Source organism: Paenibacillus sp. 7541 (genome assembly GCF_002276395.1).
Lineage (GTDB): Bacteria > Bacillota > Bacilli > Paenibacillales > Paenibacillaceae > Paenibacillus_AQ > Paenibacillus_AQ campinasensis.
In genome coordinates, this window is sequence record NZ_NQLZ01000043.1 from 1 (window position 1) to 22,700 (window position 22,700).

Here is a 22,700-nt window from a genome sequence, read left to right on the forward strand (position 1 = left end):
TAGGTATGTAATTGGTTTTTTGAAACAGTGACGAAGATTATTATATCGCATTTTGGAGAAAATTCAAAGCCTTTTTTTATTCATTATGGGAGCCCGAATCAGAGCCCGTTCCATGGGGTAATATGTAAACAACATGACAGCGAACAAGGAGCGTGAATGATATGAAACAACTGCTGTCCTCCCTGTCCTATTTCAGCATCTTTTTTGCTCCCTTTATATTCCCCTTCCTCGTATGGGTTCTCTCGGACAACGCCTATATAGCCCGGCATGCGCGTCATGCGCTCCTCTCCCACCTGATTCCGGTTATTGCGGCCATCCCGCTTATCTACCTGATGTTTACCGCTGAGGTGCTCGGTTCCGTCATTATGTATCTGATCCTGTTTGGCCTGATTTATTTTCTGACTTTTGTGTACAACGTTCTGAAGGGGGTTCAGGTACTACGCGAATACGTTTAACGCGATCCCCCTAATATAATAAAAGCCTGGCGACTTCTGTCACCAAGCTTTTTCCCCGCATATTCTGCGTTCTTACATATGCATTACATCCAGTTCGTGCCTTCGCTCAAACGCTGGTTCAACTGCTCGTACAATTGGCCAAAAGAGAGCAGCTGCTGCTTGAATGCATCCCGATTCTCCTCGGCAGTGGCCGTCGTACTGTTCTCGAACGCTTCGTCCGTCGCGTCCTCATAAGCGCTGTGCATACTGTTGTCATACCAATCTACCTCCAGGCTTGCATCACTGCGAACGAGCTTGACCAGCTCATAGCCGCCCAGAGGAGCCGAAGGCGTCAAGTAAGCGAGCAGGACGCTGTCTCCTTCCGTTGCCGGGTATACCTCAACCTCCGCGCAGGGCGCTCCATTCATTTCGGTAATCCGGCGAATTTTGACATCCTGTATCGTATACATCTCTGCATTCTCCTAACTATCGCACTGCGGACAGCACGGTTTAATATTGTTGTTCCAGACCCGGAATCAGCCTGAACTGCTCCATCTGCTTGCGTGTCTCTTCGGTTCCAAACCGGTAAATCGTCCGGTAGACCCGATCCAGCGAATCCTGAAACAGGGCGTTATTGCTTTGCTCCGGGGTGTCCGGCCATGGAAACACATAACCGGGAAAAGCTTCTTCCTCCTTCTCCTGCATCATGTCCAGCTCGATCCGAACTTGATCCGCCTCTTCGGGTGTCGCTTCAATCTCCCACTCGTAGGAGGCGTCCCCTTGCTGATTCATCACGGATTTGCTTTGAACGGAAACATAATATTTCTGTTTGTTCATGGACGGTTCACTCCTTTGTTCTACATTCGTCCTCCTCCCTAGTTTTCGTAAAAGGACAGACATTTTATGCCTTGCTTCGGCATATATCTGTATCACTTTCCCAAATAACCCCTTAAAGAAGGACAACGTATGACAAAGTGAAGAGAGGATGAGCCGTCATGTGCGGAATAACCGGTTTTATACAATGGAGCGGCGACTTGACCCAGGATTCGCAGCTGCTGGTCAAGATGACAGATAGTTTGGCCCACCGCGGACCTGACGGATCAGGCACTTGGATTTCCAATCCCTGCGCTTTTGGTCACCGCCGTCTTAGCGTGATTGATCCCGAGAATGGTGCCCAGCCGATGATCATTCATAAAGAAGAGGATGTATATGCCATTGTATACAACGGGGAGTTATATAATACGGCAGAGCTGAGAGCCGAACTGGTTGCGCGGGGACATCGGTTCCAGACCCAGTGCGACACGGAGGTACTGCTCGTCTCTTATATGGAGTGGGGACCGGATTGCCTTGAGAGGCTGAATGGAATTTTTGCCTTTGCCATCTGGGACAGCGTCAGAGAGCAGGTTTTTTTCGCGAGAGACCGCGTGGGCGTAAAGCCGCTGTTCTACAGCTACAAGGACGGCACGCTGATCTTCGGCTCCGAACCGAAAGCGATCCTTCAACATCCGAAGGTGGAGCCTGTCGTCGGTGCAGAGGGCTTGGCAGAAGTGTTCATCATCGGGCCTGCAAGAACCCCGGGACATGGCGTCTACAAGGACATATCCGAGCTGCGTCCGGGCTGTGCAATGATCTTCAACCGGGAGGGTCTGCGAAAATATAGCTATTGGAAGCTCGAAAGCAAGCCGCATGAGGACGATGTCGATCAGACGGCCCGCCATCTCCGCGATCTTCTGAGCGATACGGTGGAGCGACAGCTGGTATCCGATGTACCGGTCTGTTCGCTGCTGTCCGGCGGTCTGGATTCAAGCGCCCTGTCTTCCCTTGCCGTCGACTATTACAGCCGAACAGGGCAAGGCCAGGTCCATACGTATTCTGTGGACTATGTGGACAATGATAAGTTTTTCCAGTCCCATTCTTTCCAGCCCGGCGCCGACGCCCCCTGGATCAAACGCATGAGCGAGGAGCTTGGCACGCAGCATCACTGGATTGAATTTGACACACCGGAGCTTGTTGAAGCGCTTGATGCCTCAACCCGTCAGCGCGACCTGCCAGGGATGGCGGATGTCGATGCCTCCCTCTTCCTCTTTTGCCGCGAGATCAAGAAAGGCGCCACCGTTGCCATTTCCGGCGAAGCAGCAGACGAAATTTTTGGCGGATATCCATGGTTCCACCGGGAGGAAATGCTGAATTCCGGTACCTTCCCATGGTCGGTTGCACCTGACATGCGGGCAGGACTGCTCTCGCCAGAGATCCGGGAGTGGATCAAGCCGCTTGAATATCTCGGGGACCGATACTCCGAAGCTGTGGCCGAAGTTCCCGCACTCCAGGGCGAAACCGGCGAACAGCAGAAAATGCGGGTCATGTCTTACCTGAACATTACACGCTTCATGCCTACGCTGCTGGATCGTAAAGATCGGATGAGCATGGGCGTGGGCCTTGAAGTTCGGGTGCCTTATACCGATCATCGGCTAATTGAATATGTATGGAACATTCCATGGAGCATCAAAACGGCAGGAAACCGTGAGAAAGGCATCCTTCGCAAAGCGCTTGAGGGCGTTCTGCCCGATGACGTGCTGTATCGCAAAAAGAGCCCTTATCCCAAAACCCACAATCCGAACTATTTGACGGCCGTCAAACAGCAGGTGCTGTCGATCCTGGATGACTCAACCTCGCCGCTGCTCCCGCTGATTGATAAGAAAAAAATTCGCGAACTCGCCTCATCACCGGACGCCTCCTCCAATTTGCCTTGGTTCGGCCAGCTGATGTCGGGCCCCCAATTGTTCGCTTATTTGGCCCAGGTGCACTTCTGGCTGAAGGAGTACAATGTCGCGATCCGGTAACATCCATAAAACCACAAAAAAGGCCGGGGTATTGAGCAGTTAGGCTCATTCCTCGACCTTTCCCTGTCTATATGATGCTAAAGTGGCTAGCGGACGCAAGGGGCGTGAGACCCTTCCGGTCCGGATAACTTCAGCTCTCCTGCAATTGAGCCACAAGCTGACGCAGCGCTGCACCCCGATGGCTGATCTCCTGCTTTTCCTCCACGCTAAGCTCCGCCATCGTTTTCTCATGGCTTGGCAGGTAGAACAACGGATCATAGCCGAAGCCACCGCAGCCCGCCGGCTCCGAGGTAATCCAGCCCTCGACGGTGCCCTCGGTCTCAATCTTGGTGCCGGATGCCGGATCATACAGCACGAGCGCGCATACGAATCGTGCCGTGCTGAGCAGCGGCTGCTCCGTATCTTCACCAAGCTTCAGCTTCTCCAGCTCCGCAAGCAGCTTGTTGTTATTCTCCTCGTCGTTGCCATGTTCCCCGGCGTAACGGGCAGAGTACACCCCCGGCTCTCCGTTCAGAGCATCGACGCACAGGCCGGAGTCATCGGCCAGCACCGGAAGCCCCAGCGCATCGCCAACCGCCTTTGCCTTCTTGTAAGCATTCTCGGCAAAGGTTGCGCCATCCTCCACCACGTCCGGCAATTCCGGATAATCATACATGCTTTTGACGGAAGTTCCAAATGCAGCGAAAGCATGGGAAAATTCCTTAACTTTGCCTTGATTACGTGTCGCAACAATTAGTGTGTCTCCAAGCTTCAGCTTCATTTGTTATCTTACACTCCCACTCTTGACTGAACCAATTTTATCGGCAATCGGACCAAGCGCTTCCTGCTGACGGCGGATCAGTTCCCGAATCCCCTTGTCACCCAGCTCAAGAATCTGGTCAAGCTCCTCGCGGGTGAACGGGCTTTCTTCACCGGTACCCTGCACCTCGACAAAGTTGCCGCTTCCTGTCATCACCAGATTCATATCCACCTTGGCTTTGGAATCTTCCTCGTAATTGAGATCAAGAAGGGCCTCTCCACCGGCGATGCCTACACTGACCGAAGCCAGATAATCGGTGATCGGAAATACAGGCAGCTTATGCTGTTCCACAATTTTGTTAACCGCAATGGCAAGCGCAACGAATGCCCCGGTAATGGAGGTGGTGCGCGTACCGCCGTCAGCCTGAATCACATCGCAGTCCAGCGTAATGGTACGCTCACCAAGTGCATGCAGATTCACAACAGACCTGAGAGCTCTGCCGATCAGCCGCTGAATTTCCATCGTCCGGCCGCTGAGCTTTCCACGATTCGCTTCCCGTTGATTCCGGGATTGCGTAGCGCGCGGCAGCATCGAATACTCTGCCGTTACCCAGCCCTTTCCTTGTCCTTTCAGAAACGGAGGAACCTTCTCGTCGACGGTTGCCGTCACCAGCACCTTCGTGTCCCCCATTTCGATGTACACGGAGCCTTCCGCATATTTATTCACATGGGTCGATAAATTCATCGGGCGAAGCTCATCGCTCTTACGTCCGTTAGATCTCATGTTTTCTGCCTCCTACTTCATATCGCAATCCTGATTAGCATTCCCTATTCTACCAAAGTGCAGGCACAAAAGCACCCTCTGGACGGATGGCTTGCTTAAATGGAAATTTCGTTGATGCGCTCAGGACGGGTGACAGGTTCGCTGTAATTCAGGCTGTCGGTGCCGACCACCTCTGCCAGATCATTCATGCGGATTTTCACTTTGGCATTCTGTGCGTTCTCCGACACCGTCAGCACAACGGCCTGCAGCAGCTCCGAAGGAATCGGGTCTCCCTCCATGAACATGTCGTCCTCAAGCGCAACCGTCACCAGGCCGTCCTCTCCCTGCTCAACAGAAGCTACGGCGGCATCCCCGGATATGACACTCTCCAGGCCATCTCCCGGCTGCGGCCCCCGGATCAGCTCATTCAGCGCTGCTTGAAGAGCGCTTTGCCCTCTTGGAACGAGTCGGGTTACCGGCACATAGTACTGAATTCCCTCCGGCGTCACCGAAGAGAAGTACACGGTTACCGGTGTAGAGGAGGAGTAGATCGCATCGTCCGCTTTTTGAAGATTGATGCCCAGTGCTCTGGTCAGCGGCCGGTCAAGCGGTGTCCCGTTCACCGGCATCTCCGTCAGCTTCACACCGTCCACCCAAATCTGCAGCTGTTCAATCCCTTCCTGTCCGGTGAGCGTCCAGGTCAGCGCCTCCAGTATCCGCCGTTCCTCCTGAGCACTGTAGCTTGCAAACGCCGGGTTAAACTCGACCAAGGCCAGCTTGTTCTCCTCATCTACGGTAACATTGTTGACTTGCGTTCCTGGCGGCAATACCCCCTGGAAGCCTGGCGGTATATAAGCGGCGTATCTTCCTCCCTTGATCAGCACTTCCAGCGCGCTGCTCATGCTATCCGAGCCTTCCTCGCTCGGGATTCCCATCGTAACAGGCACCAGCATTCCACGGTTGTCCGTCAGATATACGGTCGTCTGCTCGCCAATCTCCCCTTGGGTTGCGGCCGAACCGATGCCGTTCATCATTTGTTCCTCCACTTGAGCCGGCGGCGGGTCGATCGCTTCAGACTGATTGCCTCCGAATGGACCGCAGCCGGATATCATGATCGGAACAGCAAGGAGCCCGGCGGCTGAAACTCTGCGCAGTGATCTCTTACGTGTCATGTATTGTTCCTCCCTAAATTTTGTACAGGTTGTACTCCTATGTATACGAGCCCTTTTCAAAAAAATACCCTCGTTCCCCTGTTTTCTGGACAAAGGGGTTGTGAAAAAAGTACAATCTTCAGTAAGCACCATCATTCAAACGAAGAATTCAATGAGGTGAGATCATGGCGGATACAAACATCCCTTACAGCCTGAACAGCAAAAAGGTAGCTGAAGCCACCTGGAAGTTGCTCGAAGAGCGGGGGGTTCACACCGAAGAGATCGCGGAGCTGGTTATGGTGCTTCAGAAGAAGTATTATCCAGACCTCTCGATGGAAGAATGTATCGAAAATGTCGAGGCCGTACTCAGCAAAAGAGAAGTCCAAAATGCCGTGCTGACCGGCATTCAGCTTGACATTCTGGCAGAGCAGGGCAAGCTGTTGTCCCCGCTCCAGGAATTGCTAGCCAATGACGAAAGCCTGTACGGCGTGGATGAAATTCTGGCCTTCTCCATCGTCAATGTTTATGGCAGCATCGGCTTCACGAATTACGGGTATATCGACAAGCTGAAGCCGGGGGTGCTTGAACGGCTGAACGATAAATCGGAAGGCATCGTAAACACCTTCCTCGACGACATCGTCGGCGCGATTGCAGCCGCAGCCAGCAGCCGGATCGCCCACCGCAAGCAAGAGGACCATGAAATTGAAGAAGGCGAGCCAACCGCCCCGGAACAGGAGTAACAGCCAGTGCAACTGCCCCTAACGAGCAGCTGCTCTAAGCAAGCCTATGTACCGGCGTCGCCTGAAGCCTTAAAGCAAGTATAGAACGTCAAATAAACCTCTGATGATCAGAGGTTTATTTGTTTATCTATTCGAAGGCAAAGCCACCTGCTTGTCGAACGATCAGATCGGCGAGATTCCCCATATCTCCGACGCATACCGATGAATGGTGGCATCACTGGAGAAATGGCCTGCATGCGCGATGTTCTTCACCGCTCTGGCCATCCAGGCGGAACGATCGACATAAGCGTGGTCCACAGCCGCCTGCGCCGCTAAGTAACTATGAAAATCCCCCAGCACAAAAAATTCATCGTTATGATCCAGCAAGGACTGAGAAATAGCGATAAACTCCTGCTCCTGGGCACAAAACGGACCGGGCTGCACCAGCTGATCCACCACCCTTGAAATGTCCGGCATCCGCTCGTATATTTCCCGGGCTGCATAACCGCCGTCCCTGTAATAAGACAGCACCTGTTCGGCCCGAAGGCCAAACAGAAACATGTTGTCATCGCCCAGCAGCTCATGCATCTCCACATTCGCCCCATCCAGTGTGCCAATGGTCAAGGCGCCGTTCAGCATAAACTTCATATTGCCCGTGCCGGAGGCTTCCTTGCCAGCCGTCGAAATCTGCTCGCTCAGATCCGCTGCCGGGATAATCCGCTCTGCCAGGGAGACCGAGTAGTTCTCCAGAAATACGATGCGCAGCTTCCTGGAAACATCAGGATCGCTATTGACCGCATCCGCGACATTGTGAATGAGCTTGATGATGTTTTTGGCCAAATAATAACCTGGGGCCGCCTTCGCTCCGAATATGACGGTTCGCGGAACAACCTCAGCTGTCGGGTCGTCCTTGATCATGTTATACAGATGCATTACCCGCATAATGTTAAGCAATTGCCGCTTGTATCCGTGCAGCCGTTTCACCTGAACATCAAAGATCGAGTCCGGGTCCACGGTAATCCCCTGCTTGTCGAGGATATAGTCGGCCAACCGAAGCTTGTTATGCCGCTTGATCTCCTGAAGCTTTTCTTGAAAAGAAGCATCATGCTGGAGCGGCTCCAGCAAGCGAAGCTGACGCGGACTTAACATCCAGTCCGTTCCGATCGCTTCGACAATCAGACCGCTGAGCGCAGGGTTGCAATACAACAGCCAGCGGCGATGGGTGATGCCGTTCGTTTTGTTGTTGAAACGTTCCGGGTAGATCTGGTAGAAAGGCGCCATCACCTGGCTTTTTAGCAATTCGGTATGCAAGGCGGCCACGCCGTTCACACTGTAGCTCCCGGCGATTGCCAGATGCGCCATCCGAATCTGTTCGCCTTCGATGATAGCCAGCCGTGCGATCCGCTCCGGATCGCCGGGATAACGGTCAAGCAGCATCGCGCAGAACCGCTTGTTAATCTCCTCAATTATCATGTACACACGGGGAAGCAGTTCTCTGACCATGCCGACCGGCCACTGCTCCAGTGCCTCGCTCAGCAAAGTATGATTAGTGTACGACACCGTCCGTCTTGTAATGTCCCACGCTTCCTCCCAGCCAAAGCCGAGCTCGTCAATCAACAGCCGCATCAGCTCGGGAATGACAAGTGTCGGATGGGTATCGTTAATATGCACCGCCACATAATCCGGCAGCTCGCGGTAAGGCCGACCCAGCTTGGCAAAGGTGCGGAGAATGCTCTGGATGCCCGCCGAACAGAGAAAATACTGCTGCTTCAGCCGAAGCAGCTTCCCTTCATAAGCGGAATCATCCGGGTACAGAAATTCCGAGATCGATTCCACGGAGCGGTTGTAATCCAAATATTGATGATACCCATGCTGGCCTCCCTGCCCGATCCGGCTCATGTCGGTGACGGATTCGGCGCTCCACAGGCGCAGCGTATTCACGCTTCCTTCGCCATAACCGATCACCGGCACATCGTAGGGAACCGCGCGTATCCGCTCCTGGTCAACAGTGCGGAATACGAGCCGCCTGGCTTCCTCCGCGATTTCGACCCGCCCCCAGAAATGCACCTCCACCGCCTTGTCAGCCCGCCGTTCTTCCCACACATTGCCGCGCTGAAGCCAGTTGTCCGGCAGCTCTACCTGATGACCGTCAATGATCTTCTGCTCGAACAGACCATACTTGTAGCGGATGCCGCAGCCATGTCCTGCATACCGCAGCGATGCCATGGAATCCAGGAAGCAGGCAGCAAGACGACCGAGACCGCCGTTGCCAAGCCCTGCGTCCGTCTCCTGCTCTTCGACCGCCTCCCAATCCCATCCGAGCTCGGCAAGTCCGGTCCGCACCATATCCAGCAAGTCCAAATTAAGCAGATTATTGCCGAGCAGACGTCCGATCAGAAATTCCAGCGAAAAGTAGTACACCTGCTTCTGCCCCGTTTCCCGGTACATGCGGTTCGTCGTGGCCCATGGCCGCCCGGCATGCTCCCGAACCATACTGCCAAGCACCTTGTATACATCCCCGGGCGTCGCTTCCTCCACTGCCTTCCCCAATCGGCTGACCAGCTGTTCCTTGAAATGCTGTTTGAATGACTCCTTGTCGTTAAACAACGTCGTTCCTCCTGACCCATCCTATTGGCGGTTAGATTGAGACATCCTTGGCGATCACAAAAGGCTTGCGATAATCGCCCTGCAGCTGATGATCGCGGGAGATGATGACATCTTTGTCCAGGATGACATTCTCAAGCCGGACGTTTTCACCGATGACACATTTTTGCATGATGATGGAATTGTGAATGCTTGCGCCTCGCTTTACCTGGACTCCGCGAAACAGAATGCTGTTCTTCACTTCCCCTTCGATCCAGCAGCCGTTGGCCACCAAGGCATTGCTGACGTCCGCCGTGTCCAAATATTTAGCGGGCACCTCGTATTTGATCTTCGTATGAACGGTCCGCTTGCCAAACAGACTGTCATACGTTTGGGGATTCAGCAGGTTCATGCTGGTCCGGTAATAGCTCTCCAGCGAATTGATCACGGCATGGTAGCCCTTGTATTCATAGGCGGCGATGCTCAGCTTGTGGCGGTTCTTCATAAGGGCATCGCGAAAGAAGTGCTTTCCGCCATGGGCGATGCAGTGCTCGGCAAGCTCCAGGAACAGCGACTTCTCCATCACAAACATCTCCATATATATGCAGTCATGCCGCTGCTCGTAATGAATATCTGCAACGCTGCCGTCCTCGTCAACGTCCAGCCGGTAGCAGAACCGGTGCTCGGGTCTTGGCGAAGGGACGCGGGTATAGACCAGCGTCACATCCGCTTTCTTCTCCAGATGGTAAGCATGGACTGCGTTCAGATCCACCGTGCTCAGATGCTGGCTGCCGGCATGGACGATATGGGAGGCGGCCCCGCGCTCGAAAAAATCGAGATTATTGTTGATATGCCTCAGCTCTCCTGCTGACATATCCGTCTCATCGTTCCAGTCGGGCGGCAGTATGAACAGCCCTCCCCGCTTGCGGTTCATATCCCAGGGGCGCCCCTCGCCAAGATGATCCATCAGGGAACGATATTTCCGCCGCACGAAAATCGCAATATCCTGGATCCCGGCATGCATCATGCTCGACATAATGAAGTCGATCAACCGGTATCTGCCTGCGAACGGGACCGCAGCCCCGCAGCGATAATAGGTCAATTCATTCAGCACATCCCGTTCCCGATCCAGATTAATAATGCCCATCAGCTCTCTCATCGTTCCTGCCTCCTGTTCCTACCCCTGATCCGTGCGGAGCGAAGAGGTCTGAAGCAGCTTCAGCCCCTCTTCGTCTTGTCCGGTAATGAGCGTGATTTCAGCTTCAGCCGCATCCGGCGTCCCGATCACCGCATGGTCTCCGATTTCCATATCCTCCGTGATAATCGCCCGGTGTATCCGCACATTGCGACCGATGCGGGCCTTCGGCATAATGACCGAGTCGGTGATGACGCTCCCTTCGCCGACCTCCACGCCGTAGAACAGCACAGAGCGCACCACCTCTCCGCTAACCGCGCATCCTTCGCTGATCATACTGTTCCGAACGATGCCCTGGGGAGAAATATACTGCGGTGGCTGATTCGGATTACGGGTATAAATGCGCCATCTCGGATCGTTCAGATTCAGCTTCGGCTGAGCAGTCAACAGATCCATATTGGCTTCCCACAGACTCTGAATGGTGCCGACATCCTTCCAGTAGCCGTCAAACGGATAAGCATACAGGCTCCTGCCCTCCCTGAGCATCAGCGGCAGAATATCCTTTCCGAAATCATGGCTTGTATCCGTGAGCTCGGCATTGCGGAGCAGGTAGGACCGAAGCAGCGGCCACCGAAACAGATAGACGCCCATCGACGCGGTCGTGCTTTTCGGACTAATGGGCTTCTCTTCAAATTCGAGAATGCGGTACCTGTCATCGGTGTTAATCATCCCGAATCGGGTAGCTTCCTCCAGCGTCACTTCAATGACCGATATCGTGCAATCTGCCTGCTTCTCCTTGTGATACGCAAGCATGCGATCATAATCCATCTTGTAAATGTGATCCCCGGACAGAATCAGCACATGGTCAGGCTCATACTGATCAATGAACTTCAGATTGCGAAAAATCGCATCCGCGGTGCCCCGGTACCACGTCGTACCGTCTTCGCGTTCATGAGGAGGGAGCACATAAACGCCTCCGCTTAACCGATCCAGATCCCAGTCGCTGCCGACACCGATATACGAATGCAGCACGAGCGGCTCGTACTGGGTCAGCACCCCGACCGTGTCTATGCCGGAGTGGGAGCAATTGCTGAGCGGAAAATCGATAATGCGGTAGGTTCCCCCGAAATAAACCGCCGGCTTCGCCAGCGTTTTCGTTAAGCCTTTCAGCCGCTTGCCCTGGCCTCCGGCAAGCAGCATGGCGACGACATCTTTTTTCTTCATGGCCGATTCTCCTTTAGAGGCGCTTGATCCAGAATCTTAGACAAGAAATCAGGCGGTTGAATGCCAAGAAACGAGCAGCACTTGCTTGCAAAAAGGACGGGGCATCATGGAGATGCATCAGACTGAAACATGGGGCTTGAGACGTTTGAGAGCGTTGCTTAAAGAGGAAAGGTATTCAAGTATATGCGAGAGAAGCGGGAACTCTGACTGCGAGATTGACAATGATTCGAAAATCGGATACGTAAAAAAACCGCCTGCGCTACGCATGAGAAGTCAAACGTGCAAGCAGGCGGTCAGTTTTTAGTTCAGTCGCTCACGGTAAAATAAAGCGCGCCGCCCGTGCCTTCGGCCATCCGGGCGTTATGGCGCCGGGCCAGCTCGGCGAGATGGGCCAGCGCTTCGCACATGGCGAAGCGCAGCTGATGGATGCCGAGCGAGTCGCCGAAGAGGGCGGTGCATACCTCGTAGGCGGTCAGCTGCCCGGCCTCGCGCAGCAGGCCGGCGATGTGGGCCAGACGCTCCTCGTGGTGCTCGAGGAGCGCGTCGATCCGTTCACGGAAATGCGTGAACGGGTTACGATGTCCGGGATATGCCGTCCGGACATCCAGCTCGCGCAGGCGGCGCAGCCCGGCCAGGTAGAGCGCCAGCGGCGCCTCATCGCTCCCGGGCAGCAAGCTTACGTTAGGCGAGATTTGCGGCAGCACGGCATCGCCGCACAGCAGCACCCCGCGGTCGGCATCATAGAATGACAGATGCCCGGGAGCATGTCCGGCCGTTTCGATCGGGAGCCAGCGGCGATCGCCCATATGAAACGGTCGCCCCGCCTCCAGGAAGGAGACGTCCGGCTGCGGCGTGACCTGGGCGTTAAAGCCCTTGAGATGGGCCGGAAGCTCAGCCAGCCGGTGCTCCGGCATGCCGTGAAGACGAAACAGCGACGGAAGCGCCGTCTCCATCGCGGAATTCGGCCCCCACATCAGCATCGCTTCCTGGTGCGCACGCCGCGACATCCATACACGGCCCCCGGAGCGTGCCTGGAACCATCCGGCAAGCCCATAATGGTCGGGATGATGATGGGTCAGCACGATGGAGGCAATGTCGCCTGGCGTAATGCCCAGCTGCGTCAGCGCCGCCTCCCACTCCCGCTCCGAGCCTTCGGTTCGCGGCCCCGGATCGATGATGGTCACGCCCTCATCCCCGCGCAGCACATAGCTGTTCACCCACCGCAGTGGGTTGTCCAGCGTTATTTTCACCTGTGCAAGATGATGCTCCGGCATTTCCTTCACTTCCGGGCCCGGCTCCCGCTGCTGCTTGCTCATGCCTCTAACTCCTCCGTCCACAGACTGTTGTAGGTTGTAGCTCATCTGACTCCATCATAAGCCGGAAACCACACTCATGTACATAGTTTCTGGGGATTAACGTTTCATGCATTCATCGGACCCGTCAAGCCAGCTCCTCGGCGTCTAGCGTGCCACATCTGCCGCCTGACGTACATGCTGCACCGCTTCGGCAGCCGGGATTGTTGTCTTGATCCCGTCTTCACCCATCCACTCAATTTCGCCCGAAGCCGCTCCGCGCCCGACAATGATCCGATGCGGTGCGCCAATCAGATCGGCATCCTTGAATTTGACGCCTGGCCGTTCATCGCGATCGTCGAGCAGCACATCCACCCCTGCCGCCCCGAGCTCGGCATAGAGCTGCTCGGCCAGAGCGCGCTGCTCTTCATCCTTCATCGACACCTGGATGATATGCGCTGCGAACGGCGCAACCGACATCGGCCAGACGAGCCGATCCTCCACAATGCTCTGCTCGGCTACAGCTGCCATGACCCGCGACACCCCGATGCCATAACAACCCATCACAAGCGGTTTCTCCCGGCCATCCGAATCGAGGAAGGTCGCATTCATCGCCTCGCTGTATTTGGTGCCAAGCTTGAATACATGCCCCAGTTCAATGCCGCGATGGAACTCCAGCGCTTGACCGCAGCGCGGGCAAGGTTCGCCCTCTGTCACATTCCGGAAATCCCCGGTAAATTCCAGCGCAAAGTCCTTCCCGGGACGAGCGCCTGTGAGATGGGTATCAATCCGGTTCGCGCCTGTAATCCCTTCAGCCATAGCTGCAACCTCATGATCCACCAAGATGTTTAAGGTCAGGCCGACCGGACCGACAAAGCCGACCGGCGCACCGGCGGCCTGCAGAACCTCGTCCGCACCGGCGAGCTCCACTTGCTCCGCCTTCAGATAGGATTTCACCTTCGTATCATTCACTTCGCGATCTCCACGAACCAGCACGGCGTACAGCTCGCCGTCTGCACGATACACCAGCGTCTTGATGATCTGCTCCGGCCCAGTCCGCAGAAATGCGCTCAGTTCCTCGATGCTTTTAACATTCGGCGTACGCACCTCGGACGGTGCCTGTCCATCGGTACTTGCATGTGGATGATTTCCCGAGCTCCCCGCCGTCCGGCCAGACTCCGCCCGTTCCAGATTGGCAGCGTAATCGCAGGCGCTGCAGGATACGATGATGTCCTCACCGATGTCTGCCAGCGCCATGAACTCATGTGTCTCCCCCTGCCCGCCGATCGAGCCCGCATCGGCTTCAACGGGCCGGAATGTCAAGCCGCAGCGGCCGAAGATGCGCTCATAGGCGGCATACATCGTCCGGTATGCAGCATCAAGCCCTGCCCAGTCGCGATCGAATGAATACGCATCCTTCATCAGAAACTCCCGTCCCCGCATCAGGCCAAACCGCGGCCGCCGCTCGTCCCGGTATTTCGTCTGAATTTGGTACAGATTGACCGGTAGTCTTCGATAAGACGATATTTCATTGCGCACGATCGACGTAATCACTTCTTCATGCGTCGGCCCGAGCACAAATTCCCGCTCCTGGCGATCATGGAGCCGGATCAGTTCGGCTCCATAGGCGCCATACCGGCCGGATTCCTTCCACAGCTCAGCAGGCTGAATGGCAGGCATCCACATTTCTTGGGCGCCGGCGGCATCCATCTCCTGCCGAATCATGTGTTCGATCTTCCGCAGCACCCGCCAGCCCAGCGGTAAATAGGAATAAATCCCTGCCGCAATCTGCCGGATATAGCCGCCGCGAAGCAGCCATTGGTGGCTTCGTGCCTCAGCTTCAGACGGCACATCACGCAGCGTAGTCAGCAATAATTGGCTTTGACGCATCTGTTCTCTCCCCTTTGTATATCATGACTGGATTCATCCCAAGGACAACACAAAAAAAGCACATCCGCCGAAAGGGACGAATGTGCTCGTGGTACCACCCTGATTCAATTCTTGCGCCTAAAAATCCGCAAAGAATCCTCTAGGCGGCGATAACGTGCCGCAACCGTCCGGGATGCCCAGTACCTGGCCAGCCCGGAAAACTACAAGGTAGGAAGCCGGCACCCGTGCGAGGAAGCCTTTCAGCCAGGGGCTTCTTCTCTGGATCGCCGAATGATGCGAGCTTATGTCCTTGATCATCGTTCTTGGTTCCATTCAGTTGTTCATAAATTACACTCCAACTGCCACAAATGTCAAGAGCAAACCGGATCATCCGTATCAGTGGGATATATGCTCGAGCACCTGCCGCAGTATGGCGATGACATGTTCATCTTCGTATGTATAGTAAAACATATTGCCGTCCCTCCGGTATTTCACGAGCTTCAGGCTTCGCAAATAGCTCAGCTGGTGCGAAACCGCAGACTGACTCATCCCAAGCGCCTCCGCGATGTGCCCCACCGGGCACTCTTCCTGAGACAGCATATGCAGTATGCGAATCCGCGTCGGATCCGATATCGCCTTCAGCAATCGGGAAGCTTCGACCGCCTGCTCCTCATCCAGAAGTTCATGGCAGTGTTCCTTCATTCTTCATCCCCTCTTTTCAAGTATCGCCTCCACGATGCAGCGGGCATCCTCAGATACCCCGGCCAGCAGAGCCGACCCGCGGTGCGTTTGCCAAGGAAGACCGACATAGTACAGGCCGGGAACCGGGCTGATTCCCCGGGAATGCTGCACGCCGCCCTCGTCATTCAAAGCCCCTTTCATCTGGAGCCAGCCATAGTCAGAAGCAAAACCGGTTGCCCATACAATATTGCGTACCTGAAGCTCCGAGTCGTCCTCGAATCGAACGCCGCTCTCGCTTCCGCCAACCGTTTTGCCATGCAACTTCACTTTACCGTACTTCATCGCCTGTTTCAATTCATATCCAAAAATGGGATCTCCCTGGCGTTTCAGCAGCTTTCCAACGAATGAAGTGGAGCTTGCCCGAAGCAGCCCCAGCTTGTCCAGCCACCAGAACATGCCCTTGCCGCCCAGAACCATTGGCAAATGACGCGGCCGCTTGCTCATGGACAGATGGGTCTCCCGTGTATGTGACAGCTCGTACGCAATTTGGGCCCCGCTGTTCCCCCCGCCAACGACGAGCACACTTCCAGACTGGAGCTGGGAAGGATTGCGATAAGATGAGGAATGAAGCTGCACAATATCCGCAGGCAGGCTTGCGGCCAATTCCGGAATTCTCGGGGTCTGGAACGGTCCGGTCGCCACAATCACCTGTCTGGCGTGATAATCTCCCTGGGCCGTGTTCACGAGGAAGCCCTCCTCCTCTTGATGCACAGCGAATACCTCAGCCCCGTAGCGGATCGGAAACTCAAACATGTCCGCATATTTCGCCAGATAAGCAGCCATCTCCGCTTTGTCCGGAAACCCGTCCGGATCCCCTTCCAAGGGTAATCCCGGCAATGCGCTGTGCGTTCTCGGGGTAAAGAGGCGAAGCGAGTCATACCGCTCTTCCCAGACCTGCCCATGCCGCTCCCCACGATCCAGCATAATGAAGGGGACGCTCGCTTTCTTCAGCCAATAGGCCGCAGCCATTCCTGCCTGTCCTGCTCCGATAATCAGGGTATCCCATCTCATCTTCCCCACTCCTATTCATATATGTTCAATTGCTCATATATACATATACCATAGAAAAAGCATCTCGGCAACCCGAAGAATCGGATGCAAAAGATGCAGAGAAGGGGCTCCCTATTCATGAAATCGGCTGCGGAAGCGGCTTGGCGGCTCCCCGGTCCAGCGCTTGAACTGGCGGCTGAAGTGAGCGATATTGTGATATCCCAGCCGCTGAGAAATCTCCTCAATCGTCAACGCCGGGTCCATCAGCAGCAGCTTCGCCTTTTTCAGCATTAAAGTGGACATATATTGGCGCGGGGACATCCCGTACACCTCGGAGAACATCCGGTTCACGGACGACAGGCTGTACCCCACCTCTGCTGAGATCGAGGCAATCGTCTCCTGACCGTCTCCATCGCCTCCCGGCTGCCTATCGATCGCTCGCTCGATATATTCGGCTATACGAGCCGCTGTCTGGGTCATCCCATGCGCTGTCCGGTCGCCAACCTGTCTGGAAAGCGCTGCGCTCAAACTCCCGAAAAGCTCAAACATAGCGGACAATGCCATCATTCTCCCCTCTACGCGAGCAGCAGATTCCTGGGCAGTCAGCTCGATCAGTTTATCCAGTGCCGGCCGGATCGCTCTGGCCAGATCGCTGTCCGAGGCATGATAACATGTCCGATTCCGGTGCATAAGCTCGCGGAAGGCCCGCTCGTCCACATCAAAATGAAGGCAATAATACGTCATCCCTTCATCGCCGACAGCCCAGCTCTCATGTTCATCCCCCGGATTCAACAGCAGAAGATCCCCCGGGTGCTGCACGTACGTTTTTCGATTCACGACCGTCTTCTGTGTCCCGGACAGCACGAGATTCACTTCAAACAAGGCGTGCTTGTGACGCGGATAGCTCCAGCTCGGCTCCACCCTTCGCCAGTGAGCGGCAAATACGCGAAAGGTGGTATCCATATCCGGAAGCATGAACTCCCCCTCTCCCATGTTGCGGGCAGTTAAACGCTGCATGGTAATCCCCCTTTATGAATGCGCCTTCATGTATACGAAAACATTTAGTTGATTTGGGTAAATAACGGCATAGTATGGATATGGGAAGCACATCTCTATTATTGATATTATACAGATAAAGCCATATGAATAGAATGCTGTGAAGATGGATAACATCCGCACAGTCTTTCATTATTCCCGAGAAGGAGTGACCATTCATGTCAATCATTCGCAATCCGATTCTGACAGGCTTCAATCCGGACCCGAGCATCTGCCGCGCCGGTGAAGACTACTATATTGCCGTCTCCACCTTCGAGTGGTTTCCAGGAGTCGGAATCTATCATTCCAAAGATCTGAAGCATTGGCGACTCGTGTCCCGTCCGCTCAATCGGCTAAGCCAGCTGAACATGCTTGGCAACCCCGATTCAGGCGGTATCTGGGCTCCGCAGCTCTCCTATCATGACGGTGTATTCTGGCTCATCTATACCGATGTGAAAGTGACGGACGGGCGCTGGAAGGACTGCCACAATTACCTGGTCACCACAGACACAATTGATGGCGAGTGGTCTGAACCGATATTCCTGAACAGCTCCGGATTCGATCCTTCCCTGTTCCATGATGATGACGGCAAGAAATATCTCGTGAATATGATGTGGGATCACCGCAGCGGCCATCATAACTTCTATGGCATCGTGCTTCAGGAATACAGCCCGGAAGAGAAGAAGCTTGTCGGCAAGCGCGAGGTGATCTTCAAGGGAACCGATGTGAAGCTGACCGAAGCTCCGCATCTGTACAAAATTGGCGACTATTACTACTTGCTGACTGCCGAAGGCGGCACGAAATACGATCATCAAGCGACCATCGCCAGATCCAAGCAGCTTCACGGGCCTTATGAGGTTCATCCTGACAATCCGCTGATTTCGTCCTTTGCCGTACCGAGAAACCCGCTGCAAAAGGCCGGCCATGCATCCATTGTGAAAACGCATACCGATGAATGGTTTTTGGTCCACCTGACGGGCAGACCACTGCCAAGACCGGATCAGCCGCTTCTGGATCCTCGGGGATTCTGTCCGCTCGGCCGTGAAACGGCCATTCAGCGTCTGGAGTGGAGGAATGACTGGCCTTATGTCGTCGGCGGCAACTTCCCTTCGCTTGAAATTGAAGGGCCGGAAATTGCTGAAGTTCCATGGGACCCGGATTATCCGGAAAAGGACGATTTCGACAGCAGCGAGCTGAATCTTCATTTTCAGAATTTGCGCATTCCGCTTGGCGAGCATATCGTCTCGCTGACCGATCGCCCGGGCCATCTGCGCCTGTACGGCAAGGAATCCCTGACCTCGAGGTTCACGCAGGCCTTCATCGCCAGACGCTGGCAGCACTTTAATTTTACCGCGGAGACGAAGGTGGACTTCCGTCCGGATACCTTCCAGCAGGCCGCAGGACTAGTGAACTATTACAACACTCAGCACTGGACCGCTTGCCAGATTACGTGGCACGAAGAGAAAGGAAGAGTGCTGGAGCTGTCATCCTGCGACAATTCCGAATACGCTCAGCCGCTGTACGGGCAAGAAATTCCGATCCCGGACGAAGTGGAGTACGTGTATCTCCGCGTAGATGTGCAAACCGATCTTTACCATTATTCATACTCCTTCGATGGAGACAACTGGGTACAGCTTCCGGTAAGCTTCGAGTCCTACAAGCTGTCGGACGACTACATTCGCAGCGGCGGTTTCTTCACCGGAGCCTTTGTCGGCATGCAGTGCCAGGATACGTCGGGGCGAAGCCAGCCAGCTGATTTTGACTATTTCATCTATAAAAGCCATTCCTGATCACGCGCTGTCACCTTGGTTCATCAAAGGTTATACGCTAAAGGCCTGGAGCTCTTGACCGAGCATCCAGGCCTTCTTCATTTGTCAGCAGTTTGAATCCGCAATGATCATTTTGCTTGCATAATCAGCCTTTAACGGAGCCGGCCGCTATCCCTTCCACAATCCGATCGCTCAGGAAGAGGAACATAAGCAGAATCGGCAAAATGCTGATCATGAGCGTCGCGCCAATCGCACCCCAATCCGTTGTATACTGACCAATAAAGTTTTGAACACCCACCGTTAACGTTTTAAACGTATCCGAGCTGATGAATGTATTGACAAAAATAAACTCGTTCCAGTTATAGATCATATTGATGATCGCCGTGGTGGCCAGCACAGAGCCGGTCATCGGCAGCACGATCCGGAAAAACACGCGGTGGACAGAGCAGCCGTCCATCACGGCAGCCTCCTCCACTTCGCGCGGAAGCGAGTAATAAAAGCCGAGCAGAATCATCATCGTAATCGGCAAGTTAAAAGCCGCGTAAGAAAGTACAAGCGACAGCGGATGATCTGTTAATCCCACCCGGTTAAAGAGACTGAACAACGGGATAAGCGTCGAGTGAACCGGAATCATCATCGCCACCATGAACAATCCGAGCACAAGCGAGCTGCCCTTCCACTTCATCCGGGTGATAGCAAAGGTAACAAGGCTTCCCAATATGATCGTCAGCACCGTCGCCGCAATCGTAATCCAGACGCTGTTCAGGAAGTAGACGCTGATGTTGCCCGCGCTCCACACCTTCTCGTAGTTTTCCCAGCGCGGATTCATCGGCAGCGACAAAGGAGGAAGATCAAACACTTCCTGATTGTTCTTCAGTGAAAAAAGAAGCAGCCATACGAGTGGAAATAACTGAAAGGCCGCCACAACAATAAGCACGACATAAAGCAGCAAGTATCCCAGCTTTCCAACCGGCGATCGGGAGCCTGCGTTTTCCGTTCCGAGCCGGGCTGCAGTTGAAGGTACCATATAGACCCCCTCCTTACGAATATTGAATTCTGTCTTTCGTTGCGGTCGCCCGGCGAATGGCCCACGTCACGACAAGGCAGATGACAAGCAGGAAAAATCCGATTGCACTGCCGTAGCCGAAATCGTATGCCCGGAAAGCTTGGCGATACATGTAGGAAGCCATAACCTCACTGGCCCCGTTCGGTCCGCCGTCTGTCATGACATAGATCAGATCAAAATATTTCAAGGAGCCAACCACCGCCAGCACAATCGTTACCTTGAATACCTCCATCATCAGCGGAAGTTTGATTCTCCACGCGATTTGGAGAGAATTGGCGCCGTCGATCTTGGCGGCTTCCTCCAGAGAAGAAGGGATATTCTTCAAGGCGGCGTAGTAAATCAAAATATAAAAGCCCGCATATTGCCACAGGATCGGCACGAACAGTGCATAGAGCACCAGGGACGGTTCCGCCAGCCAGGCCGGCGGATTGGCCACCCCAAGCGATTCCAGCACCGAATTCACAATCCCGTTCGTCGGATGATACATCCGAAGCCACAGCTGGGCAATGGCGACCGAGGATAGCAGCATCGGTATGAGGTAGATTTTGCGGAACAGATTCGCTCCCTTGATCTTGGAAGCCAGCACCATAGCCACAATGAGATACACAATCAAGCTCAGCGCCGAAAATACCGCCAGCAGCAGCGAGTGACCCGCACTGCTCCAGAACATACCATCCATAAGAAGCTTCTGATAGTGAGCCAGGCCGACAAAGGTCATAGCGCCGATTCCGTTCCAGTCATGCAGTCCATAATAAGCCGTAAGCACAATCGGAATATAGACGATGGCCAGAATCAGGAGCAGCGCAGGCAGCACGTACAGCGTGATGATTTTTTTATTTGACATGACTTTATCCAAGTGCTCCCACTCCTTTCTGTACAGGCTTGCAGGAAGTGAAGCCCCCTCCCCGGCACGGACGGCCGGAGAAGGGGTTCCTGCTCCCCTTGGCTGCTTTAAACCTTAGTTCCCCTTGGAGATCGCCGCGTCATGCTCCTCCGCGAATTTCTCCGGAGTGACGGCCTTCCCAAAGAGCGCCTGGATCATATTCAGATGCGTTTCCGCCGCTCCGGCTTCCATCTGAACATCGGCAAACAAGGTGATGCTGCTGGCCTGATTCATCTCATTGAACAGGTCGATATAGAGCTGAGGAAGCTCAAGCGAAGCCGTATCCACTTTCGTAGCCGGGATGACGCCTGCCCCAGTCACGGACTGCTCACCCCACTTGGTGACAAAATATTCAACGAACTTCTTGGCTTCTTCCTTCACAGCCGAGTTCTCCGCGATAAACAATCCGACACCCGGTCCGCCGACCCAGCTGTCCACATTGCCCTTGCCGCCATCAACGGTCGGGAACTTGAAGAAACCGACGCTGTCGCGGAACTCCTGCGGAATATCTTCATTCGTTGTAAAGTTCGGCAGCTCCCACGTTCCCATCATGTACATGGCCGCTTTCCCGTTCAGAAATTCCGACTTGGCTTCCTCGTTGGATAAGCCGTTGTATCCTTTCACAAATGCATTGCTGTCCACAAGCGACTGCACTTCGGCAGCAGCCTGCACCAGCGCATCATCCTTAAAGGAGCCGGCCCCCGTGATCGCTTCAGCCAGACTCTCCTGCCCGCCGATCCGGTCAGCCAGGTACATATACCAGAGCGAGCCGGTCCAGCGATCCTTATTCCCTAAAGCAACCGGTGCGATGCCGTTGTCCGACAGCGTTTTCACAATCGATTTGAATTCTTCATACGTTTGTGGAATTTCCAGCCCATACTGTTCAAAGATCGCTTTGTTGTAGTATACAGGTGCGATGTTAAACTCCAGCGGCAGCGCGTATGTCTTGCCGTCGATCGCATAGGCCTCGGTCGTGCCCGCTACAAACTTGCCGTTGAGTTCCCCGCTCAGCAGGTCATCCACCGGTGCAAACAGATTGCCCTCCACATAAGGTGTCAGAAATCCTGCGGCCCATGTTACGCCGACATCCGGCAGCTCATTCGAGGCTGACAGCACCTTCAGCTTGTTTTTGTATTGCTCGTTATCCAGCACTTCCTGCTTGATCACGACATGGCTGTTCTCTTTCTGGTATTCCTCGATAATCTGGTTGACAATTCGGTTCTGTCCGGCAGAGACGCCAGCCGGCCATAGATGCATGAAGTTCAAGGTCACCTTGTCGCCTTCGCTTCCGCTGCTTCCGGATTCGCCCGAACCGCCGGCAGCTCCGGAATTTCCACCACTAGATCCGCATCCGGCGGCAATGAGTGCCAGACACAACGTCAACAGCAGTACAGTCCACTTTTTCTTGAACACGTTTTCAACCCCTTTTGGATCTTTATTATGAAACCGCTTTAATTCAATTGTAGCA

The 22,700-nt window shown here is 54.5% G+C and carries 21 protein-coding genes; 4 read left to right on the forward strand and 17 right to left on the reverse strand.

Annotation, left to right across the window (positions count from 1 at the left end):
• Positions 1-161 precede the first annotated feature (161 nt).
• The gene (locus CHH75_RS21775; protein WP_095399144.1) at positions 162-455 is read left to right on the forward strand and encodes a magnetosome magnetite crystal formation protein family; all 294 of its coding nucleotides are present in this window, start codon (positions 162-164) and stop codon (positions 453-455) included.
• Positions 456-538: 83 nt separating this feature from the next.
• Here CHH75_RS21775 and CHH75_RS21780 read toward each other — a convergent pair whose 3' ends face one another.
• On the reverse strand, positions 539-904 hold the full coding sequence (locus CHH75_RS21780) for a hypothetical protein (RefSeq protein WP_095266950.1): 366 nt from the start codon (positions 902-904) through the stop codon (positions 539-541).
• Positions 905-944: 40 nt separating this feature from the next.
• Positions 945-1,271 (reverse strand): hypothetical protein, encoded by a 327-nt coding sequence (locus CHH75_RS21785; protein WP_095266948.1) that lies wholly within the window; start codon positions 1,269-1,271, stop codon positions 945-947.
• A 158-nt stretch (positions 1,272-1,429) separates the two neighbouring features.
• Between CHH75_RS21785 and asnB the strand changes: the two genes are divergently transcribed.
• Entirely contained in the window at positions 1,430-3,274 is a 1,845-nt protein-coding gene (gene asnB, locus CHH75_RS21790) for an asparagine synthase (glutamine-hydrolyzing) (protein WP_095399145.1), read from the forward strand.
• Between the two features lie 130 nt (positions 3,275-3,404).
• Here asnB and CHH75_RS21795 read toward each other — a convergent pair whose 3' ends face one another.
• The 3 genes from CHH75_RS21795 to CHH75_RS21805 form a co-directional block, all read right to left on the reverse strand.
• Positions 3,405-4,034, reverse strand: a complete 630-nt coding sequence (locus CHH75_RS21795; RefSeq protein ID WP_095266944.1) for an XTP/dITP diphosphatase — start codon at positions 4,032-4,034, stop codon at positions 3,405-3,407.
• Between the two features lie 3 nt (positions 4,035-4,037).
• Positions 4,038-4,796, reverse strand: a complete 759-nt coding sequence (gene rph, locus CHH75_RS21800) for a ribonuclease PH (RefSeq protein ID WP_095399146.1) — start codon at positions 4,794-4,796, stop codon at positions 4,038-4,040.
• 95 nt (positions 4,797-4,891) lie between these two features.
• A complete protein-coding gene (locus tag CHH75_RS21805; protein WP_095399147.1) occupies positions 4,892-5,947 on the reverse strand; it encodes a GerMN domain-containing protein in 1,056 nt (351 codons plus the stop codon).
• A gap of 164 nt (positions 5,948-6,111) precedes the next feature.
• Here CHH75_RS21805 and CHH75_RS21810 point away from each other — a divergent pair, with 164 nt between their 5' ends.
• Positions 6,112-6,666 (forward strand): phosphatidylglycerophosphatase A family protein, encoded by a 555-nt coding sequence (locus CHH75_RS21810; RefSeq protein WP_095399148.1) that lies wholly within the window; start codon positions 6,112-6,114, stop codon positions 6,664-6,666.
• A gap of 162 nt (positions 6,667-6,828) precedes the next feature.
• On the opposite strand, the gene CHH75_RS21815 is transcribed toward CHH75_RS21810, so the two are convergent.
• The 9 genes from CHH75_RS21815 to CHH75_RS21850 all read right to left on the reverse strand — a co-directional run bounded on the left by CHH75_RS21815 (position 6,829) and on the right by CHH75_RS21850 (position 17,496).
• Positions 6,829-9,252 carry a glycogen/starch/alpha-glucan phosphorylase gene (locus tag CHH75_RS21815; RefSeq protein WP_095399149.1) on the reverse strand — a complete coding sequence of 808 codons (2,424 nt, stop codon included), beginning with the start codon at positions 9,250-9,252 and terminating at the stop codon, positions 6,829-6,831.
• A gap of 31 nt (positions 9,253-9,283) precedes the next feature.
• On the reverse strand, positions 9,284-10,387 hold the full coding sequence (gene glgD / locus CHH75_RS21820) for a glucose-1-phosphate adenylyltransferase subunit GlgD (RefSeq protein WP_095266934.1): 1,104 nt from the start codon (positions 10,385-10,387) through the stop codon (positions 9,284-9,286).
• An 18-nt stretch (positions 10,388-10,405) separates the two neighbouring features.
• Positions 10,406-11,587 (reverse strand): glucose-1-phosphate adenylyltransferase, encoded by a 1,182-nt coding sequence (locus CHH75_RS21825; RefSeq protein WP_095266932.1) that lies wholly within the window; start codon positions 11,585-11,587, stop codon positions 10,406-10,408.
• 305 nt (positions 11,588-11,892) lie between these two features.
• Complete coding sequence (locus CHH75_RS21830; protein ID WP_095266931.1) at positions 11,893-12,903, reverse strand: MBL fold metallo-hydrolase; 1,011 nt, start codon at positions 12,901-12,903, stop codon at positions 11,893-11,895.
• A 144-nt stretch (positions 12,904-13,047) separates the two neighbouring features.
• Positions 13,048-14,769 carry a proline--tRNA ligase gene (locus tag CHH75_RS21835; RefSeq protein WP_095266929.1) on the reverse strand — a complete coding sequence of 574 codons (1,722 nt, stop codon included), beginning with the start codon at positions 14,767-14,769 and terminating at the stop codon, positions 13,048-13,050.
• A gap of 117 nt (positions 14,770-14,886) precedes the next feature.
• A complete protein-coding gene (locus CHH75_RS24700) occupies positions 14,887-15,066 on the reverse strand; it encodes a hypothetical protein (RefSeq protein WP_141235874.1) in 180 nt (59 codons plus the stop codon).
• 78 nt (positions 15,067-15,144) lie between these two features.
• Positions 15,145-15,450: an ArsR/SmtB family transcription factor gene (locus tag CHH75_RS21840; protein ID WP_095266927.1), complete on the reverse strand. Its 306-nt coding sequence runs from the start codon at positions 15,448-15,450 to the stop codon at positions 15,145-15,147.
• A 3-nt stretch (positions 15,451-15,453) separates the two neighbouring features.
• The gene (locus CHH75_RS21845; RefSeq protein WP_095399150.1) at positions 15,454-16,500 is read right to left on the reverse strand and encodes a flavin-containing monooxygenase; all 1,047 of its coding nucleotides are present in this window, start codon (positions 16,498-16,500) and stop codon (positions 15,454-15,456) included.
• A gap of 111 nt (positions 16,501-16,611) precedes the next feature.
• On the reverse strand, positions 16,612-17,496 hold the full coding sequence (locus CHH75_RS21850; RefSeq protein ID WP_230875782.1) for a helix-turn-helix domain-containing protein: 885 nt from the start codon (positions 17,494-17,496) through the stop codon (positions 16,612-16,614).
• Positions 17,497-17,693: 197 nt separating this feature from the next.
• Here CHH75_RS21850 and CHH75_RS21855 point away from each other — a divergent pair, with 197 nt between their 5' ends.
• Positions 17,694-19,304: a glycoside hydrolase family 43 protein gene (locus CHH75_RS21855; protein ID WP_095266923.1), complete on the forward strand. Its 1,611-nt coding sequence runs from the start codon at positions 17,694-17,696 to the stop codon at positions 19,302-19,304.
• Between the two features lie 124 nt (positions 19,305-19,428).
• Here CHH75_RS21855 and CHH75_RS21860 read toward each other — a convergent pair whose 3' ends face one another.
• The 3 genes from CHH75_RS21860 to CHH75_RS21870 all read right to left on the reverse strand — a co-directional run bounded on the left by CHH75_RS21860 (position 19,429) and on the right by CHH75_RS21870 (position 22,645).
• A complete protein-coding gene (locus tag CHH75_RS21860) occupies positions 19,429-20,310 on the reverse strand; it encodes a carbohydrate ABC transporter permease (protein WP_095266922.1) in 882 nt (293 codons plus the stop codon).
• 13 nt (positions 20,311-20,323) lie between these two features.
• Positions 20,324-21,205: a carbohydrate ABC transporter permease gene (locus CHH75_RS21865; protein WP_095266920.1), complete on the reverse strand. Its 882-nt coding sequence runs from the start codon at positions 21,203-21,205 to the stop codon at positions 20,324-20,326.
• Positions 21,206-21,307: 102 nt separating this feature from the next.
• The gene (locus CHH75_RS21870; protein WP_095266919.1) at positions 21,308-22,645 is read right to left on the reverse strand and encodes an extracellular solute-binding protein; all 1,338 of its coding nucleotides are present in this window, start codon (positions 22,643-22,645) and stop codon (positions 21,308-21,310) included.
• Between the last annotated feature and the right edge of the window lie 55 nt (positions 22,646-22,700).

Bases quoted from the DNA above. Each gene is read 5' to 3' on its own strand.
- CHH75_RS24700 (WP_141235874.1), bottom strand. From the start codon at position 15,066: ATGATCAAGGACATAAGCTCGCATCATTCGGCGATCCAGAGAAGAAGC.
- CHH75_RS21795 (WP_095266944.1), bottom strand. From the start codon at position 4,034: ATGAAGCTGAAGCTTGGAGACACACTAATTGTTGCGACACGTAATCAA.
- CHH75_RS21825 (WP_095266932.1), bottom strand. From the start codon at position 11,587: ATGAAGAAAAAAGATGTCGTCGCCATGCTGCTTGCCGGAGGCCAGGGC.
- CHH75_RS21830 (WP_095266931.1), bottom strand. From the start codon at position 12,903: ATGAGCAAGCAGCAGCGGGAGCCGGGCCCGGAAGTGAAGGAAATGCCG.
- CHH75_RS21840 (WP_095266927.1), bottom strand. From the start codon at position 15,450: ATGAAGGAACACTGCCATGAACTTCTGGATGAGGAGCAGGCGGTCGAA.
- CHH75_RS21860 (WP_095266922.1), bottom strand. From the start codon at position 20,310: ATGGTACCTTCAACTGCAGCCCGGCTCGGAACGGAAAACGCAGGCTCC.
- CHH75_RS21775 (WP_095399144.1), top strand. From the start codon at position 162: ATGAAACAACTGCTGTCCTCCCTGTCCTATTTCAGCATCTTTTTTGCT.
- CHH75_RS21785 (WP_095266948.1), bottom strand. From the start codon at position 1,271: ATGAACAAACAGAAATATTATGTTTCCGTTCAAAGCAAATCCGTGATG.
- CHH75_RS21850 (WP_230875782.1), bottom strand. From the start codon at position 17,496: ATGCAGCGTTTAACTGCCCGCAACATGGGAGAGGGGGAGTTCATGCTT.
- CHH75_RS21780 (WP_095266950.1), bottom strand. From the start codon at position 904: ATGTATACGATACAGGATGTCAAAATTCGCCGGATTACCGAAATGAAT.
- asnB (WP_095399145.1), top strand. From the start codon at position 1,430: ATGTGCGGAATAACCGGTTTTATACAATGGAGCGGCGACTTGACCCAG.
- rph (WP_095399146.1), bottom strand. From the start codon at position 4,796: ATGAGATCTAACGGACGTAAGAGCGATGAGCTTCGCCCGATGAATTTA.
- CHH75_RS21805 (WP_095399147.1), bottom strand. From the start codon at position 5,947: ATGACACGTAAGAGATCACTGCGCAGAGTTTCAGCCGCCGGGCTCCTT.
- CHH75_RS21855 (WP_095266923.1), top strand. From the start codon at position 17,694: ATGTCAATCATTCGCAATCCGATTCTGACAGGCTTCAATCCGGACCCG.
- glgD (WP_095266934.1), bottom strand. From the start codon at position 10,387: ATGAGAGAGCTGATGGGCATTATTAATCTGGATCGGGAACGGGATGTG.
- CHH75_RS21810 (WP_095399148.1), top strand. From the start codon at position 6,112: ATGGCGGATACAAACATCCCTTACAGCCTGAACAGCAAAAAGGTAGCT.
- CHH75_RS21845 (WP_095399150.1), bottom strand. From the start codon at position 16,500: ATGAGATGGGATACCCTGATTATCGGAGCAGGACAGGCAGGAATGGCT.
- CHH75_RS21835 (WP_095266929.1), bottom strand. From the start codon at position 14,769: ATGCGTCAAAGCCAATTATTGCTGACTACGCTGCGTGATGTGCCGTCT.